Annotated in this window: 18 protein-coding genes; 8 read left to right on the forward strand and 10 right to left on the reverse strand. The window is 62.1% G+C overall.

Annotated elements, in window-relative coordinates:
- Positions 1-321 precede the first annotated feature (321 nt).
- The 3 genes from dprA to BQ17_RS15765 form a co-directional block, all read right to left on the reverse strand.
- On the reverse strand, positions 322-1,446 hold the full coding sequence (gene dprA, locus BQ17_RS15755) for a DNA-processing protein DprA (protein ID WP_089728655.1): 1,125 nt from the start codon (positions 1,444-1,446) through the stop codon (positions 322-324).
- A 113-nt stretch (positions 1,447-1,559) separates the two neighbouring features.
- Positions 1,560-1,916, reverse strand: coding sequence for an HVO_A0114 family putative DNA-binding protein (locus tag BQ17_RS15760; RefSeq protein ID WP_089728657.1), 357 nt, complete (start codon positions 1,914-1,916; stop codon positions 1,560-1,562).
- A complete protein-coding gene (locus BQ17_RS15765; protein ID WP_089728659.1) occupies positions 1,913-2,203 on the reverse strand; it encodes a toxin-antitoxin system TumE family protein in 291 nt (96 codons plus the stop codon). Before BQ17_RS15765 ends, BQ17_RS15760 begins: the two co-directional genes overlap by 4 nt.
- Before the next feature lie 196 nt (positions 2,204-2,399).
- Between BQ17_RS15765 and def the strand changes: the two genes are divergently transcribed.
- The 7 genes from def (at position 2,400) to BQ17_RS15800 (ending at position 10,925) form a co-directional block, all read left to right on the forward strand.
- The gene (gene def / locus BQ17_RS15770) at positions 2,400-2,939 is read left to right on the forward strand and encodes a peptide deformylase (RefSeq protein ID WP_089728661.1); all 540 of its coding nucleotides are present in this window, start codon (positions 2,400-2,402) and stop codon (positions 2,937-2,939) included.
- A gap of 85 nt (positions 2,940-3,024) precedes the next feature.
- Complete coding sequence (gene fmt / locus BQ17_RS15775) at positions 3,025-3,969, forward strand: methionyl-tRNA formyltransferase (protein ID WP_089728663.1); 945 nt, start codon at positions 3,025-3,027, stop codon at positions 3,967-3,969.
- Between the two features lie 75 nt (positions 3,970-4,044).
- Positions 4,045-4,815 (forward strand): helix-turn-helix domain-containing protein, encoded by a 771-nt coding sequence (locus tag BQ17_RS15780; RefSeq protein WP_218068306.1) that lies wholly within the window; start codon positions 4,045-4,047, stop codon positions 4,813-4,815.
- A 418-nt stretch (positions 4,816-5,233) separates the two neighbouring features.
- Entirely contained in the window at positions 5,234-6,616 is a 1,383-nt protein-coding gene (gene rsmB / locus BQ17_RS15785) for a 16S rRNA (cytosine(967)-C(5))-methyltransferase RsmB (RefSeq protein ID WP_089728668.1), read from the forward strand.
- The gene (locus tag BQ17_RS15790; protein WP_089728670.1) at positions 6,616-7,191 is read left to right on the forward strand and encodes a DUF4390 domain-containing protein; all 576 of its coding nucleotides are present in this window, start codon (positions 6,616-6,618) and stop codon (positions 7,189-7,191) included. The genes rsmB and BQ17_RS15790 overlap by 1 nt, the downstream gene beginning before the upstream one ends.
- The gene (locus BQ17_RS15795; RefSeq protein ID WP_256091633.1) at positions 7,173-9,536 is read left to right on the forward strand and encodes a sensor histidine kinase; all 2,364 of its coding nucleotides are present in this window, start codon (positions 7,173-7,175) and stop codon (positions 9,534-9,536) included. The genes BQ17_RS15790 and BQ17_RS15795 overlap by 19 nt, the downstream gene beginning before the upstream one ends.
- A gap of 21 nt (positions 9,537-9,557) precedes the next feature.
- A complete protein-coding gene (locus BQ17_RS15800) occupies positions 9,558-10,925 on the forward strand; it encodes a sigma-54-dependent transcriptional regulator (protein ID WP_089728672.1) in 1,368 nt (455 codons plus the stop codon).
- Between the two features lie 95 nt (positions 10,926-11,020).
- Here BQ17_RS15800 and BQ17_RS15805 read toward each other — a convergent pair whose 3' ends face one another.
- A complete protein-coding gene (locus tag BQ17_RS15805; protein ID WP_089728674.1) occupies positions 11,021-12,856 on the reverse strand; it encodes a nitric oxide reductase activation protein NorD in 1,836 nt (611 codons plus the stop codon).
- A 278-nt stretch (positions 12,857-13,134) separates the two neighbouring features.
- On the opposite strand from BQ17_RS15805, the gene BQ17_RS15810 reads away from it, so the two are divergent.
- The gene (locus BQ17_RS15810) at positions 13,135-13,788 is read left to right on the forward strand and encodes a c-type cytochrome (protein ID WP_218068307.1); all 654 of its coding nucleotides are present in this window, start codon (positions 13,135-13,137) and stop codon (positions 13,786-13,788) included.
- Positions 13,789-13,795: 7 nt separating this feature from the next.
- Here BQ17_RS15810 and BQ17_RS15815 read toward each other — a convergent pair whose 3' ends face one another.
- From BQ17_RS15815 to BQ17_RS15840, 6 genes are all read right to left on the reverse strand, one after another.
- A complete protein-coding gene (locus BQ17_RS15815; RefSeq protein WP_089728678.1) occupies positions 13,796-14,623 on the reverse strand; it encodes an ABC transporter permease in 828 nt (275 codons plus the stop codon).
- Positions 14,620-15,150, reverse strand: coding sequence for a nitrous oxide reductase accessory protein NosL (locus BQ17_RS15820; protein WP_176722469.1), 531 nt, complete (start codon positions 15,148-15,150; stop codon positions 14,620-14,622). The genes BQ17_RS15815 and BQ17_RS15820 overlap by 4 nt, the downstream gene beginning before the upstream one ends.
- Positions 15,143-16,030 (reverse strand): ABC transporter ATP-binding protein, encoded by an 888-nt coding sequence (locus BQ17_RS15825; RefSeq protein WP_089728681.1) that lies wholly within the window; start codon positions 16,028-16,030, stop codon positions 15,143-15,145. The genes BQ17_RS15820 and BQ17_RS15825 overlap by 8 nt, the downstream gene beginning before the upstream one ends.
- A 36-nt stretch (positions 16,031-16,066) precedes the next feature.
- Positions 16,067-16,273, reverse strand: coding sequence for a type II toxin-antitoxin system BrnA family antitoxin (gene brnA, locus BQ17_RS15830; RefSeq protein ID WP_089728683.1), 207 nt, complete (start codon positions 16,271-16,273; stop codon positions 16,067-16,069).
- 29 nt (positions 16,274-16,302) lie between these two features.
- The gene (locus tag BQ17_RS15835) at positions 16,303-16,617 is read right to left on the reverse strand and encodes a BrnT family toxin (RefSeq protein ID WP_439645677.1); all 315 of its coding nucleotides are present in this window, start codon (positions 16,615-16,617) and stop codon (positions 16,303-16,305) included.
- Positions 16,618-16,828: 211 nt separating this feature from the next.
- Entirely contained in the window at positions 16,829-17,686 is an 858-nt protein-coding gene (locus tag BQ17_RS15840) for a HEPN domain-containing protein (RefSeq protein WP_089728686.1), read from the reverse strand.
- Positions 17,687-17,786 lie beyond the last annotated feature (100 nt).

The raw sequence follows: 17,786 nt of genomic DNA on the forward strand, positions 1-17,786 counted from the left end.
TGCGCTGCGTGGGAACCTGGAAGCTCCGCGCCGCGGAGAGCATCGGGCCGATGTCCAGCATTCGTATACACGGGAATCAAACTTGCCGGCGGTCCGGCGTTATCCGGTGCGGCCCAGAGGGCGTCTGCTCTGAGCGTTGCCGCCAGCTGGTGATGGAGTCCGTAAGCCGTCTGAAAGACGGCGGTCCCAGCCGGACTCACGTCCCCGGAAGCGCCGACATCTTGTCGGCCCCTGGGACCGCCGACATTCTGTCGGCTCCCGGGACTACCGATATGAAGATCCCTCGCTACGCTCGGGATGACAGTTCCCGACGGTCTCTTATCAATTTGTCATGGTGCTGCGGCAATACCGCCCGCCGGGACATGAGGACACATATCCCTTCAACTCCAGTAACAGGAGCATGGAGGCAATGTCCTGCGCAGGCAGACCGGTGCGGCGTATCAGGTCGTCCGGGGATACCGGATCATGTCCCAGGTTTTCGAGCAGCCGCAGGTAGTCCGCATCCAGATCTCCCGGATCGCCGCTGCCGTTCCTGTCTGGCTCGGTCGTCTCGGCGGTGAGGGGGCCCAACAGAGGAGCCAGCTCCTCGAGGATATCCGCGGCGGACTCCACCAGCTTGGCCCCATCTCTGATGAGCGCATGACAACCACGCGCCAGGGGGTTGTGGATCGATCCGGGGATGGCAAAGACCTCCCGTCCCTGCTCGACGGCATAGCGGGCGGTGATCAGGGAGCCGCTCTTGAGCGCCGCCTCCGTTACCAGAGTCCCCAGGCTCAGGCCGCTGATCATACGGTTGCGGCGTGGAAAGTTGCGGCCGATCGGCGCGGTGCCGGGCGGATACTCGGTGACCAGGGCACCCTTTTGGGCAATCCGCCGCGCCAGATCCCGATGGGCCGCCGGGTAGATACGATCCGGCCCGGTCCCGAGCACCGCCACTGTCCGCCCGCCCTCCAGGGCACCGGTGTGGGCGGCACCATCGATTCCGATCGCCAGACCACTGACGATGGTCAGCCCGCAGGCGGCGAGATGGCGCGCGAAGTCGCCGGTCGTTTCCCGGCCGGAGGGCGTGGGGTTACGGCTGCCCACGATGGCGAGCATGGGGTCCTTGAGGACCTCGGGATCCCCGCGCACGAACAACAGGATCGGCGGCGCGGATAGCTGCGCTAACAGGGGCGGATAGCGGGGATCGTCCCGGGCCAGAATCTGTACCCCCTCCCCTTCGGCCCAGGCCAGATCGGCATCGGCCGCGGCCTCCGGGGGATCCAGGATGGCATCCACCAGCGCCGGCTTCAAGCCAACGGCCTCAAGCTCCGCACGTCCGGCGGCCAAAACCCGAGTCGGATCGCCGAAATGCTCGACCAGACGGCCCGCCACACGTGGTCCCACACCGGGGATGCGGCCCAGGATCAGCCACGCCCGTAGGCGTTCTCCGGTGGTAGAAGACAAGGCCCCGGCTCCGGCAGGATCTAGCCCGTTCAACACGGACCCGCAACGACCGAAAGGGACACTCGCGCAGTCATGATCGGTAGGGCAAAAAGGGTATAGAGTTTTCCCCTAACTCATGCAGCATCCCGAATGCCTGCATGGATAACGATTTCATCGTATGGGGTAGACAGGGTTCCATCCGCGTCTCGATCCACCAGCCCCAGCTCGACGAGACTCGTCACGTCCGTATGGACGTTCTTGTAGTCCCGTCCCAACGACTTCGCCAGCTGCCTGACGTTCAATCCCTCGTGGACCGCTAGATGACGCAGCAGGTCGAGACGCTTTTCGGTAATGGCCGAGAACAACTCGCGCAGACTGCCGAAAGCGAGCTGTGGCGTAACCACGTGCCCGGCCTCGGCCACCTGCCAGGTCCCGGCGAACGCGCGCAATGCCGCATCAGGCTTCAACACACTGATCTCGATGCGGTTCATTCCCACCTCCAACCCGCCAGACGGGTGCAATCTCGTCGGAAGTCGGCAAGCAGACGATCTACCGATTGGACGTGATAAAACGCCTCGCGATCGCCATAGTGCCGGTGATCACCCTTGCCGGCTTCGTTGTCGTAGCGCACCAAACATTCCCCGGACCGACCGCAGAACAAACGGTACTTTATGCCGTGTGGTCGTTCCGCAGAGGCGGATGGCAGCGCCCAGATCACCATCTCAACGATGACGTCACCTTGCCGATCCTTATAGCGAAAGAGTTGGCGCGCCTTCATGAACGCCAAGCATGACATAGATAGCTATGGTTTAAAAGACCATACCCAAACAGCGCTGTCCGGCATTATTTGGTGCGGCCTGAGAAGGCGTCGTGTTGCGTTACGCCGCGCTCGATGCCGTGCGGACAAATAACGATGCCGTCGGTGGTATACTCCTTACCGCACCTTGCGCTCGGGCACGCTGGAACAGCACACAATGAGCACCCTCGAAATCCTGACCTTTCCGGATGCGCGGCTGCGCAACAAGGCCAAGCCGGTGCCTGTGGTGAACGATAAGATCCGGCATACCGTCGATGCCATGTTTGAGACCATGTACCAGGCGCCGGGAATCGGCCTGGCGGCCATCCAGGTGAACATCCCGTTGCGGATCGTCGTCGCGGATGTTTCCGAGCAGCAAGATTCTCCGCTGTGCCTGATCAATCCGGAGATCCTCGAACGCCGGGGTCAACAGGAGAGAGCAGAAGGCTGTCTGTCCGTGCCCGGATTCTACGAGCAGGTCGTCGGCCGCGCCGAGACCATCAGGGTGCGCGCCCTGGACCGCGACGGCGAGTCCTTCGAGCTGGAGGCGGACGGCCTGCTGGCGGTCTGCATCCAACACGAGGTCGACCACCTCGACGGCAAGCTCTTTGTGGATTATCTCTCCCCCCTCAAGCGCCAACGGATCCGCAAGAAGCTGGAAAAGGACCAACGGCAACAGCGTCCTCCACCTGCCGCTCCCAGACGCAGGGCCATCTAACAAAGCTCTGCCCCGGAGCTGTCTTGGTTTATCGACCAATGAGGATGCATTCGCCGGCGTCGGATTGCGTCCAGGTGCGGATTTCATGACGACGGCACCGCTTAAGATCGTCTTCGCCGGAACCCCCCCATTCTCGGTCCCGAGCCTACGCGCCTTAATCGACGCAGGACAGGACATCAGGGCCGTCTATACCCAGCCCGACCGCCCCGCCGGCCGTGGTCGCAGACTCACCGCCAGTCCGGTCAAGGAAACGGCAACGGCCGCCGGGCTGCCGGTCTTCCAGCCCCCTACCCTGCGCGATCCTGGGGTCGTCCGGTCCCTACGCCGACACGAGGCCGACCTTATAGTAGTCGTCGCCTACGGCCATTTGCTCCCGCCGCCGGTGCTCGAGCTACCGCGGCTGGGCTGTGTCAACGTACACGCATCCCTGTTGCCACGCTGGCGCGGAGCGGCCCCCATCGCACGTTGTATACTCGCCGGCGACCGGGAGAGCGGCGTAACCATCATGGGCATGGAAGCCGGCCTGGACACCGGCCCCCTATACTTGCAGCAGGCCATCCCGCTGGAAGAGAACGAGACCGGGCGCAGCCTGCACGACAAGCTCGCCGCCCTGGGGGCCTCCGCCCTGCCGGAGGCACTGCCCGGCATTGCCGACGGTACCTTGCCGCCCGAACCCCAGGACGATGCCTTGGCTACCCATGCCGAGAAGCTCACCAAAGAAGAGGCCCGGATCGACTGGTCCCGCCCTGCCGTCGAGCTGAACCGCATGATACGCGCCTTCGATCCCTGGCCCGTGGCCCAGACCAGGCTCGGCGAGACTACCCTGCGGCTGTGGGGCAGTGAGCTGCCCGACGTGGACGCCGGACCGGAGCCGCCGGGCCGGGTCGTCCGGGCCGGCAAGACCGGCATCGATGTGGCGACCGGGGATGGCCTGCTGCGCATCACGCGCCTCCAGCCCCAAGGGAAACGGCCCATGGCGGCCGCCGCATTTCTCAACGCCCACCATGTGGAAGGGGAAACATTTGGCTGAGCCCCATCGCGTCGGCCTCCGGCAATTCAACCGCTGGAGGCGATTAAGCGGCAAAGCCCGAATACGGCGATCCTGTTGTTGAGCGGCAAGTCGGATGCGGTATTAGCGAAGAATCTTCTCGACTCGGGGGCCGATGGATTCCTCGACAAGGACGTAGCACCGGAACAGATCTTTCAGGCCATTGAACGAGTCAGGCAAGGCCACAGGTACATCGCGCCCCGCCTCCAAACCGCGATCGACTTGCTGAATGCCGGTTCGAACCAGTCTCTCCGTACTCAGTTGTTCAAAGGGCGGAGAGGAGATGTGCTGAGGTTGTTGTTGGAAGGATTGTCTCCAACCGAGATCGCCGCTGCCTTGCCGATCGGGAAGAAACATGTCGATAAGAAGATTGCAGAGGTCAAATCCATTCTCGGCGTCAAGACCCACATTCGTATCCTGCGGGCATGCATTGAGCTTGGAATAACCAAGCTTAGCAATAGGGTTGCAGACGCTTCGGACACCAGCTCCCATTATGATGCCGCGCGGGCGCTGCTTATTGCCGGTGGTATTCCGGCCATTCGGGATCGGGTCGTCAATGAAATTCTGGATCAGTTTGCCGAGGGGGGTGAGCTGGCGGCACTCTTTGACGTCTCTCTTTATCGCAGTAACCCAACCCGAAGTCGCGCACTGGCGCATACCGCCGTTGGTCTTGCACAACAAGCGGTAATGCCGAGGTTGGAATCGCTTTGCAAGGCGCTCGAGACGGCGTTGGGAAACGGTGAGTTCGTGACGGCTGAGGAACTGGGTGGAAATCTGCCTGCGACGCTCGCATTGGTGCGGGCTGCGGTTGCGGCCAAGCCCGAGTAGGGCGGGAAAGCGCAGCGCATCCCGCCGCTACTCAGACGGCGGGATGCGGTCGTCCCTGACCTATCCCGCCCTACGGGCTGAGCCTGTTTGGTATAGACCAGAGACCAGATCACCACTCCAGTTCCTGCGTACACTCGGAAAAGTGAGCGGCCAAGCATAAAATTTTTAGGTAGTGTTCTAATTTTGTTGTTGCTGAATAGCGGGAACCTTTTTGATCCCCTCTCGCTTCTTGATCCCCTTTCCCCAACCCCTCTCCCGGGGGGAGAGGGGCTGATTGGGCCGATGCGAGCAGTCGTGTCCATTTATTTTGTTGCCAGCCTGTGGGCGCATCCATACTGGAAACAACAAAACTGGAACACTACCAATTTTTAAACTGAGCCTCTGCCCATCGGTTGCCCTGATTTAGGGGCTTAAGAGATTGAAAAATAAGGTAAAACAGGGTATCAAAGTCCGGGCGACGGCGGCTCTGGCGGTGCACGCGGTGCGCGATCAGGGGCGATCCCTCGACGCTGCCCTGGCAGCGCTCGAGGGCCTGGACGATCCCCGCGATCGCTCCCTGGTCCGGGAGCTCTGCTACGGGGTTCTGCGCACCCTGCCGCGTCAGGAGGCCCTGGCTGGTGCCTTGCTGCACCGGCCGCTCAAGCGCGCGGATCGGGACCTGGAGGCCCTGATCCTGGTGGGTCTGTACCAGCTTACGGACACCCGCATTCCTCCCCACGCCGCGGTGGCGGCAACCGTGGATGCGGCCCGGACTATGGGCAAGGCCTGGGCACCGGCGTTGGTCAATGCCCTACTCCGCCGTTTTCAGCGCGAACGTGCGCGATTGCTCGAACCGCCCGATCCTGCCCCCGAGGTCCGTTGGTTATTCCCACGCTGGCTCCTGGAACAGCTCCGGACGGCCTGGCCACAGCACTGGCGCGAGATCATCACCGCCAGCAATGCCCGACCACCCATGACCCTGCGTGTGAATCGCCTCAAGACCACCCGCATCCAGTATGCGCAACAGCTCAGCAGCGCCGGCTTGACGGCCCGCCCAAGCCGGGACACCACCCATGGACTCACACTGGAGCGGCCAGTGCCTACTACCGAGCTACCCGGTTTCGCGGATGGCCTGGTCTCGGTCCAGGACGCCGGCGCCCAACTCGCCGCAGGGCTGCTGGACGCCCGGCCGGGGGAGTGCGTACTCGACGCCTGCGCCGCCCCAGGCGGCAAGAGCGCCCATATCCTGGAGCACGCAGGGGGGGATCTGGAGCTCACGGCCTTGGATGTCGATCCGGCGCGCCTCGAGCAAGTACGAGCGAACCTGCGTCGGCTCTCCCTCTCGGCCCGGATCGTCCAGGGCGATGCCAGGGCCCCCGGCGGCGCCTGGACCCAAGCGGGCGCCCAAGCGGGCGCCCAAACAGGCGCCCAAACAGGCGCCCAAACAGGCGCCCAAGCAGGCTACCACCGTATCCTGCTGGATGCACCCTGCTCCGCTACCGGGGTCATCCGCCGCCATCCGGACATCAAATGGCTGCGCCGGGACACTGATCTCTCCGCGCTCTGCGGCGTGCAGGCACGCATGCTGGACGCCCTGTGGCCCCTGCTGGTTCCCGGCGGCACCCTGCTCTATGCTACCTGCTCGCTCTTGCCGGCGGAGAACGAAGGGCAAATCCGGGCCTTTCTCAGACGCCGGGACGATGCGCGCGCGCGTCCGCTGGAGGAGGCCTGGGGAATCGCACGCCCCTGCGGGCGTCAAACCCTGCCCCAGGCGGGAGGACCCGATGGCTTCTACTACGCGCTGCTGGAGAAATCCGGCTGATGCGGCGCATGCGACATCCCTTCGTATCCTGGGTGCTACTCGTCCTCTGGACGCTGACCACGGCCCCCCGAGCCGTGGCAGAGTTCACTGTCGCCGCGGTGCAGACCAGGGACGAGGGAGAAATGCTGGTCATGGACGCCGACATCGGCTACGGCTTCAGTGCGGAGGCCCTGGAGGCCCTGGACAATGGCGTTCCCTTGACCCTCGAGGTCCATATCCGGTTGCGGGGTGCCGATGATTGGGTGTGGGACCGGAACCTGGTCGATCGACGGCTGCGTTACCGCATCCGCTACAAGCCTCTGTCCGAGCGCTACTTGGTATCCCCGCTTCCGGGTGACAGCGGTATGGGTTCCAACTATGTGACCCGGGACGCGGCCATCGCCGCCCTGGGGAGGATCGATGGCTTCCGGCTGGTATCCAGGGAACGGCTCCGCAAGCTAGGCGGGGCATTCAAGCTCTGGGTCAAGGTCTCCCTGGACATTGAGGAGCTCCCCCTCCCCTTGCGGCCCATCGCTTACCTTTTTTCTGCTTGGAAGCTTTCCAGTGGTTGGACGCAATGGCCCTTACAACCCTGAGACGCCTGCGTTATCCGGGCATGATCCCGATCGCGGCTCTGATGATCGTTCTGTTCGTCGCCCTGGACCTCATGAGTGGCGCGGTCCGGAACTCCGAGGAGCTGAACCGCACCTTCGTCCCCCTCCTCTTCCTGGTACTCCTGGGGCTCTTGGTCCTGGCGGTGATGGTAGTCATCAATGTCATCAAGCTCGTGCGCCGCTACCGCCGGCAGGCCGCCGGCTCGCGCCTGACCGGTCGCATTCTGATCCGCTTCGTGCTGCTCTCCCTGCTGCCGGTGGGCGTGGTCTACTATTATTCGCTCGGCTTCCTGCTGCATGGGATCGACAGCTGGTTCGACGTGGAGATAGACCGCGCCATGCAAGATGCGATCGCACTCAACCAGGCCTCCCTCGACCTCAATCAGCGGATACTGCTCAAATACTCCCAGCAGCTGCTCACAGGCCTCGCTGACAACTCCACGCCGGCGTCGGCGCTGAGCCTGGAGACCCTCCGACGCCAAGCCAGTGCACTGAAGGCCCCGCTCCTGGGTCCCGGCGGGCAGGTCCAGGGCTATGCCAACGAGGACCCTACGCAATCCGAGCAGCTGCTCGCAGGCCTCGAGGACAACGCTACGCCAGCGGCGGCGCTGAGTCTGGAGACGCTCCGCCGCCAAGCCGGTGCGCTGGAAGCCCTGCTTCTCGATCCCGACGGGCAGGTTCAGGGCTATGCCAACGAGGACCCTACGCAATTGGTCCCGGATCAGCCCCATCGGGAGCTCCTGCAGCGGGTGCGCTCCGGCACCAACTATGTGGGGCTGGAGACCCGTGCGGGCGGTGATCTGGTGGTGCGGGTCTTGGTGGCGGATCCCCTCGACCACTCGCCCAGGCTGCAGATCATCTTTCCCACCTCCGAGCATATCAGCGGGCTCTCGCAACGCCTGGAAGACGCCTACAATCGCTATGCCGAGCTCGCTTATCTGCGTCAGTCCCTAAAGCTCAGCTTCTCGGTCACCCTGTCGCTGGTGTTGGGCTTCGGCCTGATGGCGGCCCTGATCGCCGCCTTCCATACGGCCCGGCGCCTGGTGACGCCGGTGGCGGACATCGCTCGCGGTACCCGCGCCGTGGCCGCGGGCGACTATGAGCAACAGCTCCCGGTGCCGCGTCACGACGATGAGCTCGCTCTCTTGGTGACCTCATTCAACACCATGACCCAGCGCATCGCTGAAGCTCGGGACACCGCGGACCGCAGCCAGCGGGCAGTCGAGGCCCAACGGGCCTATCTGGAGACGGTGCTCGGCAGGCTATCCTCCGGGGTCGTCTCCATCGACCCCAGCCAGCGGCTGCGTACCGCTAACCCCGCCGCATCCCACATCCTGGGCCTGTCCCTCGACGAGATGCGGGAACAGGATCTGGCCGGGCTCACCCGGCAGCACCCACAGGTCGCGCGCTGGGTGGAGACGGTACAAGAGCACCTGGACGACCCCGAGGAGTGGCGGACCGAAATCACGCTGTTCGGCGGTGAGGGCCGCCAGGTGCTCCTCTGTCGGGGCAGCCCCTTGTTGCGCCCGGGCGGTGATGAGTATGGGCATGTGGTAGTCTTCGACGATATCACGACCCTGATCACGGCCCAGCGCGACGCCGCCTGGGGCGAGGTGGCCCGCCGCCTGGCCCACGAGATCAAGAATCCGCTGACCCCCATCCAACTTTCCGCCGAGCGCCTGCGCCACAAGCTGTTACCCAAGCTCCGGGACCGGGACGCAGGCATCGTCGACCGGGCCACCCATACCATCATTACCCAGGTAGAGGCCATGAAGGGGATGGTCAACGACTTCTCCAGCTATGCCCGCACGCCCAAGATGGAGACCGAGCCGCTGGGTCTGGACGCCCTGGTCGCGGAGGTCATGGACCTTTACTGCGATCCCGGCTCCGGCAGACACCTGGAGCTGAGACTACAGGCACCGGGCGCCCGGATCATGGGCGATCCACGGCGCCTACGCCAGGTCATTCACAACCTGGTGAAGAATGCCCAGGAGGCCGTGGAGGACAGTGCCGAACCTCGCATCCTGGTCGCCACATCCCAGGTCGAGCACGCCGAACAGCGCTGCGTCGAATTATGGGTCCAGGACAACGGGGGAGGCATCGATGAGACGCTGCTGGGCACCATCTTCGATCCCTATGTCACCACCAAGGCGAAAGGGACCGGCCTGGGACTGGCCATCGTCAAGAAGATTATCGAAGAACATGGCGGTATCATCTGGGTGGAGAACGCGGACGCCGGGGCCCGCCTCACGGCACGGCTTCCCCGCTGGCAGGCCGAGGCCGGCCGTTCCGGCTCGCCAAGCACCGCGGATACCATTGATACCTGATCGACAAGGACTTAGGAAGGCATGAGCTCACCACATATCCTGGTAGTAGACGACGAGCCGGATATCCGAACCCTGGTTCAGGAGATCCTGGAAGACGAAGACTATGCCGTTACCTGCGCCGAAAATGGCGCGGCGGCACGCCATGCCCTGCGCGACCGCCGGCCCGATCTCATGCTGCTCGACATCTGGATGCCGGACCACGACGGCATCAGCCTCCTCAAGGAGTGGGCGCAAGACGATGGTCTGCCCTGTCCGGTGGTTATGATGTCCGGTCATGGAACGGTGGAGACCGCAGTCGAGGCCACCCGCCTCGGCGCCTACGACTTCCTTGAAAAGCCCCTTTCCATGGCCAAGCTCCTGCTGACGGTGGAACGTGCCCTGGAGGCGGACAAGCTGCGGAAGGAGTACGCAGGCCTGAAGCGACGTACCACCGTCACCCACGAGCCGGTGGGCCACAGCACTGCCATGCAACGACTGCGTGAGCAAGTCAGGCGCATCGCCCAACACGACACCTGGGTGCTGATCACCGGCGAGGCGGGCAGCGGACGCGAGACCTTCGCCCGCTATCTCCATGCCCAGAGTACGCGCAAGAACCGCCCCTTCGTGGCCCTGGGGGTCTCCGCCATTGCCCGCAACAACGCCGCGCGGGAGCTGTTCGGGACCGAGGAGAACGGACACATCCACTACGGCAGCCTGGAACAGGCCGCCGGCGGCACCCTGCTGCTCGAAGAGGTAGCGGACATGGACCGCCAGGTCCAGGGCCAGCTTTTAGGCGCCCTGGATACCGGCTCCTTCCTCCGGGTCGGGGGCTCCGAGCCGGTGCAAATCGACGTGCGCATCGTCGCCGCCACCCAGCACGAGTTGGAGAAAGAGGTGCGCGGTGGGCGTTTCCGCGAGGACCTCTTCTACCATCTGAACGTGGTGCCCCTGCACATCTTGCCGCTGCGTGAGCACACGGAAGACGTCCCCGAGCTGCTGAGCTACTACGTGGACTATTTCGCTACCCATGAGAAGCTACCCTACCGCCGGTTCAGCGTCGGGGCCCAGAATTTCATGCGTAACTACAATTGGCCGGGAAACGTCCGCGAGCTCAAGAACCTGGTGCAGCGGGTATTGATCCTGGGGGCCGGGGACGAAATCACCCAGGACGAAGTCGAAACCGCGCTCGGATCGATCCGGCCCGCTCCCTCCAAACCGGCGGGAGATAAGGGCCCCTTCGAGCAACCATTGCGGCAGGCACGCGAGCAGTTCGAGAAGCGCTATCTGGAATACCAGCTGGCAAAGCACGACGGTAACGTCAGCAAGCTGGCTAAGGAGGCCGGCATGGAACGCACGCACCTATACCGGAAGCTGCGTTCGTTGGGGATCACGACCAGAGAGCGGCGGTAAGTCAGCAAGGTAGGTTAGGCTGTCAAGTAGGGTCCTCTGCGGGTATTAGACAGCCTCTAAGACCTTGTCGGCCGGAAGGCATTCATCCATCGGCCTCAGGCGGTAAGACGCGCGTACAGGAGCGGCAGCCGCAAGGGCAGCTCCGAAGGCCGGCGAATAACGACATAACCCCCGCTCCCGAACAGATGGGGCAGGTAGTCGTTGCCGCGCTCGTCGATGGTTACACAGAATGGTGTGAGGCCGAGACGGCGTGCCTCCCGGACCGCATGGCGCGTGTCCTCGACTCCGTAGCGGCCCTCGTACTGGTCGAGATCGTTGGGCTTGCCGTCGGAAAGCAGCAGCAGCAGGCGGCGCCCCGCCGGCTGGTTTGTGAGCAGCTTGGTGCCGTACCGGAGCGCCGCCCCCATGCGCGTGTAGTAGCCGGGCTTCACGGCACCGATGCGCCCCCGCACCGCCGCCCCGTAGGTCTCGTCGAATCCCTTGAGTTTGTGTACCCGCACCGGATCGCGCCGGCGCGAGGAAAAGCCGAGCATACCGAAACGGTCGCCGGTCGCCGCCAGGCTCTCGGCAAACAGGAACAAGCTGTCGCGGATGACGTCGATGACCCGGGCCCGGTCGTCGATCCAGGTGTCCGTCGACAGCGAGAGGTCGGCCAGCAGCAGGCAGGCGAGATCGCGCGCGCCGCTGCGCAGCTCACGATAGAGCGCATCCGCAGCGGTGCCGCCGCCGGCGCGGCGGTCGGCAGCAAAGCGAAGATAAGCGTCCAGATCCACCTCCTGCCCATCCGGTTGGCCGCGGTGCCAGACCCGCGCCGGTGCCAGGGCCTGGAACTGGTTGCGCAGGCGCTTGGCGGTCCGGATAAGCCGAGCGGGAAGTGGGCAGGGCGCGGCATCAAAGGCCAACATCTCGACGATGCGGCAATGGTTCGCTTGCAAGCGGCGGTGCTTCCAATCCCACTCCGGTAGCAGGATGCCCTCGTCGAGCACCAGATCATCCTCCGCCTCGGCAGGCAGGTCCAGATCGAACCTGAGCCGAGCCCCGGAGACCTTGCGGTCCTGGGCGACGGCGATCCGGTCCATGTCGGCAGCGGCGGCACGCGCTCGGTCCAAATCGTCTTCCTCGTCCGTGCCGCGGTCGACCTTCACGTACTCGCCCCAAGTAAGGATATTCTCCATCCGGATGGTAACCAGACCCTGGTCCCTATCCGGCATCCGGGCGCGCTCGGCACGCCGCCGCCGGCGCTCGCCGAGGTCCTCGGCCCGCCGCTCCCCTGGGGACGGTTGCTGCTCCAGGTCGCTGCGTTTCTCGCTGCCGCCCGGAGACGGTGGGTCAGGGTGCAGCCACAGGGGCACGGGCAAGGGGGGGCGCTTGCTTGGGGGCAGCTCGGCAACGCTGCCCGGATCGGTCAGGGCCACGCGGATTGATCGCTCGCGCTCGGCCTCGACGGCCGGGAGGCGCAAAGGATCGGGGCGCAGGGCCAGGTGGGCATCGACCAAGCGACGATAGCGGGGCCTCAGCCCTGGGAACCGGGCAAGCGTCCGGCGAGTCATCCATTGGCCGGCGACGAGCCACTCCTGCCCTTCCGGGGCCTGGTTGACCGCCAGCGCGGCCAGCCACAAGTAGAGATCCCGGTTGAGCCGGGGTTGCGCAAAGTAGTCGATGACGGAAGGCAACCGTAGGGACCGCTCGTCCCGCCAGGCGAGCTCGACCTTCTCGCCGGCGCCCGCCAAGCGTTCCAGGAATCGCCGCCGGGCACCGTGGGCGATCGCATCCGCGGCACAGACTTCGAGCCCGCCATCGCCCCCGAGGGCACGAAAGAGGATGCCGACCGTTTGCGCCACGTCACCGAGCCGCACCGCAGCCTCGGGATGGCGGCGGTCGGCGATGTGGGTGATGACCCGATGCCAAAGGGTTCCGACGTGCTCTTCCATAAAGTTAGGATGCTAAACTGATTCCTCGGCAGAAGCGGATGTGGTGTATTCCCGCGCAACAGAACGCGGCGTTCATATGCCAGCTGGAAGCGGTGTTGGAAGTGTACCAGCGAGCGTCTGATCCGGCCTATCCCGTGGTATGTACGGACGAGACCTGACAAGTAACGATGCGTTTCGCGGCTCCGAACCAGCGGTGTTTTGAACCACCCGGACCGGGACGACCGGGCTTCGGCAGCGGGATACACGGACTATGCAGGTACGTCCGGGTCTCCCTTCTCTTGCTCGGGACGGTTGGAGCTTTTGGAGCCGATTTCTCATTCGACGCTGCGGATCTTCGAAACGGAGAGGAGATCAACGAAGTCTGCGCCGGCTGCCATGGGGAGGCGGGCCAGGGCGGAAAGGAGGGAGAGTACCCGCGGCTGGCGGGTCTCCCGGCCTCCTTCATCGCCAAGCAGCTGGTACTGTTCCGGGACAGGTCACGCAAAAACCTGGCGATGGTCGAGTATGTGGATCACCGACAGATGCCCGACCCGGATATCCTAGACATTTCCGCGTATCTTGCCGCGATCGAGCTGCCCCGCAAGCTGCCGCCGGTCGACGAGTCAGCACCCGATTTCAACGCCTACCAGCGGCTACTGGCCACCCAGCGGGTGGTGCAGATCCCTCGAGCCGAGGGGGATGTGCAAGCGGGGAAGAAGCGCTACCGGCGCGAGTGCGGTTCCTGCCACGGTCGTGCTGGGTGGGGCGATGAGGATGACGGCGTCCCCATGCTCGCCGGGCAATACACCCAATACCTTTGGCGCCAGGTCGACAAGTATGTCGCGAAGCTGCGTATCCACGACGAGTCGGAGCCCGAGGACGAGCTGCTGGGCGAATTCACCCGCGAGGAGCTACGCGACATATTCGCCTATCTGTCCACAGTAGACGACTGATGTTTTGTCATGGCAGATCGCTCCTTCTGAATATCAGGTAGCCGCCGACGGCGCAGAGAGTCCCCAGCAGCGTCGGGTAGAGCAACGCATAGGCGATGTAGCCGACCTCGCCGAAGGCATCCAGGATCACGTAAGCCGATGGACCCAGCATAACGAGCTGCCGGTCGAGTAGCAGCATCGCCGCGGTTCGAAAGACTTGTAGGGGATTGGCGAGTGCAATGGCCACCGCGCTCTCCGGTGGGAGGTAGTCGCGGATCATGACGCCGAGCAGGATGAGGTCGAGGAAGAGGAGCAGGGTGAGCCAGATCACGAAGGCCGAGGCCTGGGCAACGTCCGCTGAACGCGACAAGGTCGAGAGCAGCATCCCGATCCCAAGAAAGCACCAAGCCAACGCCATCAACAGACCTGTGTAGTAGGTGAAAAGCGCCCAAGGGACATCCGCGCCCTTGAGCACACCCCAGACGACGGCGCCGAGCATGGCCAGGAAGACGGGTAGGAAGACGATCAGAAATCGCCCGGCGAGTTTTCCCCAGAACCAAGGTGCAAGCCCGATGGGCAGCGAGAGCAGGTACTCGTAGACCGCCGCCTCCCGGTCCCCGGCGACGGAGCGCACGGTGGTAAGCAGAACGAACAGGGGCAAGATGGCCATGGCGAGCTGGATGTAAGTCACCATCAGGCGAGACAGCCCGGTAAAACCCATGATGCGCGATTCGGTCAGCCCGAACACGAACAGTAGGGCCACCAGAGAGCCGAAGATCAGGCTGTAGGCCAGGAACCACTTGGCCCGCAACGATTCGAGGATGTCCGTATGGGCGGTAAGAAGAAAGCTTCTCATTTACGCCTGTGAAGGTCGGCGCCGGTATCGAGGCTGCCGCCGTGTCTGTTGAAGCGACGCTCCACAGCGAAGATGTGGGCCTTGGCGGCCGCATAGTCGAGGGCTGCTTCCGCAGGTTCCGATTGGGCGCCCAGGCTATATTGCATCGGGGTCTCCTGGCCGCTCAGATAGCTGGCGGCGCGTGCGTCTATCCACTCACCGCTGCGCCAGTCGCTAACCCAAATTTCCACCTGCGGATCATCACGCCAGGGTTTGTTATTTAACCAGATGACGGCACAACCGATATCATCGAAGAAAAACACCTCGGATTTCCCGTTCAAATCCTTTACCCGCACCTGAGCCCCATGGTGCCGATCGGACAGCACCATGCGGCAACGCTCGCAAGCAACCCGATCCCACTTCACCGCGACAGGTCCGGTGGCCGGTTCGCCGCCACAACCCGCCAGCATGGCAAGGCAGGACAACGCAAGCGTTGCGGTGAGCGTCCGCGCCGGGGAGCCCCGAGCAGCGAATTGAGGATCACGCACAGCGCACCTCCGCCGGGACGGGTTGTGGGAGCTCATCCATGCCGATGCTTGCAAGCAAGGCCGCGTAACGCGAGAGCATGCCGAGAAAGCGCAACCGATCCGGGCCTGGTACCACGCCCTCCCAGGTGCGACCGCCATCCGAAGTGCGAAACCCCCAGGAGCGAATGGCCCGCCCGAAGGCGTCGTCCACCCGCGTCAATACCAGACGACAGCCCAGGCGGCTGGTCAGATCCGCTAGATCCGCCACCCGGTCGTCGAGCACGACAACGCCTCGGTCCAGCTCGATCACCCGGTTGACCAGTGCTGCGACCTCGTCGAGACGATGGCTGGATATCAGCATCGCAGCGGTGTCCCGGCGTTCGGCGAGGAGCTCGAAGAAAATGCGGCGCGCCTCCGGGTCGAGGTTGGCCGCAGGCTCGTCCAGAACCAGGAGTTCTGTGTCCCGCCCCAAGGCTATGCTGATCAAGAGCTTCTGCTTCTGCCCGCCGGAGAGCTTGACAAAGGGGTGGCGGCGGAATCGGCCCAGGTCGAGCCCCAGACGCTCAGCTACCATTTCAATGCGTTGCGGCTCGACGTCGCATACGCCCGCGGCAAACGAAACCAGCTGGCCGACCGGCATCCGCAGGGGCGGCGGGAGCTGGGGCACAAAGCCGACCTTGGAAAGGACCTCGCGCCGATGCATCCGCGGATCGAGCCCATCCACGGATATCCCACCCTGACACTTGTATTCCCCGAGGAGGCACCGGATAAGCGTCGTCTTGCCGGCACCGTTGGAACCGACGAGCGCAACTCGATGTCCGCGCGTGATCTCCAGGTCGATGCCTTTAATGACTTCCTGTCGCTGAAAGCGCTTGACGACCTTTTCGAGTCGGCAAATCATTTAACAAGTGCATGAGGAAAATTCGGGTTTTCCGGATTAACCGCTAGTCTTCCATGGCTTGGAGATATAATCAGATCCATATCCTCCATTGGCCTCTTTATCCAGTGACTCAAGCATCCATGCTGGAAAGTCGACATTAACACGCTTTTGTTTTTGCATTGGTCGCTTGGCTTCGGACAAATCCAGATCACCTAGAATGTCATCGTCACTCTCAAATTTGGCATCAAATTCATGCGCATTCATACAGATTTACCTCCGCTTTGCGTGAACGCCTAACCGAAATGACCCTGATATTTGTACCTCGATAAGTTATTACTCCTGGACCAATGTTTTCCATTGAGTACACCGATAACCAAATACCTAGGCTCATCACTCGTATTTGCAGGGATCTCGATTAGATCAGGATCATTCCACAACTCTTGATCAGATATTCCAAATGTCACCCAACGTTGTTCGCCAAGCGAATGGTCGGGATCAGCGCCCGTAGCAGCAAGTGGATCTCGGAAGACGGTGCTAGCTTCTTCGAAGGTAACACCGTGTTTTTTGCGATTTGCTATCGCCTTCTGCTCATCCCACTCAAATTCCATCCTACGAACTCGAAATCGGACAATATTTGCTGTGGTAAATGCCCTAACGGCTTGGCTCAGGCATCCAATGCCGCGTGGCACTGAGCTTGAAAGCTGCTGAAGAGCCGGACCGCGGCATTGGGTCGCTTGCAGCCGAATGTTAGGCGAATGAGCTATAAAAAGCGATCCATCAATTGAGCCTGGCCCCCTTTCCCGGTTATACCTTGCTTGATTAGCTAAAATTCTCAATTTTCTCCCTGCACAGTTCTTCCGTTAATTCTTTCAGGTGATTTACACGCTCAGCTAGCCAATCAAGCTGCTCTTTTGTAATCGTATAACTTGGTTTGTAACGTGCATCCACATAAGCTTTACGCAACAACTTAAACCGCTCTTTCTCCTCTTCCGTAGCTTTAGGAAAAACGGACAAAAATTTTGGCTCGATGCTTGCCACTCTTTGAACTAGCTTTTCTAAATCATGAGTACTTGGTTTATAGCGAGTAAATACAAGCAATATAGTACCGTAAAGCCTCTCTGTTACTTGATGCAAAAGAAACGCTGCATTTTTGTAGTTGCCGCGATTGTATGGGGACTCAAAATCAATAAAGTATTCAACTGCACTATTGTACCAATACCCAAAATCTTCTTCCGCTAGTTTTTTGCGCTCCAGCCCAGTGATCTCATTTGGCTCTGCCAATTCAAATTTCCCTGAGTCGTACAGAAGAATGCCTTCACGTAAAATATCAATATAAAAGTACTGACTTTTTCTCAGTCGGCGGTTGATAAACTGAATATCTTCTGCAATGAGGCTGACAGGGGTTCGGTGAATGGTTTTAGTTAAACGCTGAATAAGTTGACTATTTTGCTCGATTTTACTGGCTTGACGGAGTGTTTCGGTAATAATAAGAAGATCAAAATCACTTTGATAGCGATAGAGGAGCGTTTCCAGGTCAAGATCTTCTACCCAGTCACCACGGGCATAACTACCAAATAAAATGAGCATATCGAGATCAATTTCTTCTCGAATGATCTCGATAGCTCTTTGTAATTCCTGCTGTTTTTGTTCAGGAAGGTGTTCAAGGGAGGTTTTCATTCTCTTATCGGAATATCGGGGACAGACCCTGAAGTATCCCCACAAAAATCCCCTTCGGTGTCAGTCGGCCAGGAGGGCGTTATGCTCATCGGCGACCCAT

The sequence above is a fragment of the Candidatus Thiosymbion oneisti genome (assembly GCF_900092655.1).
GTDB lineage: Bacteria > Pseudomonadota > Gammaproteobacteria > Chromatiales > Chromatiaceae > Thiosymbion > Thiosymbion oneisti.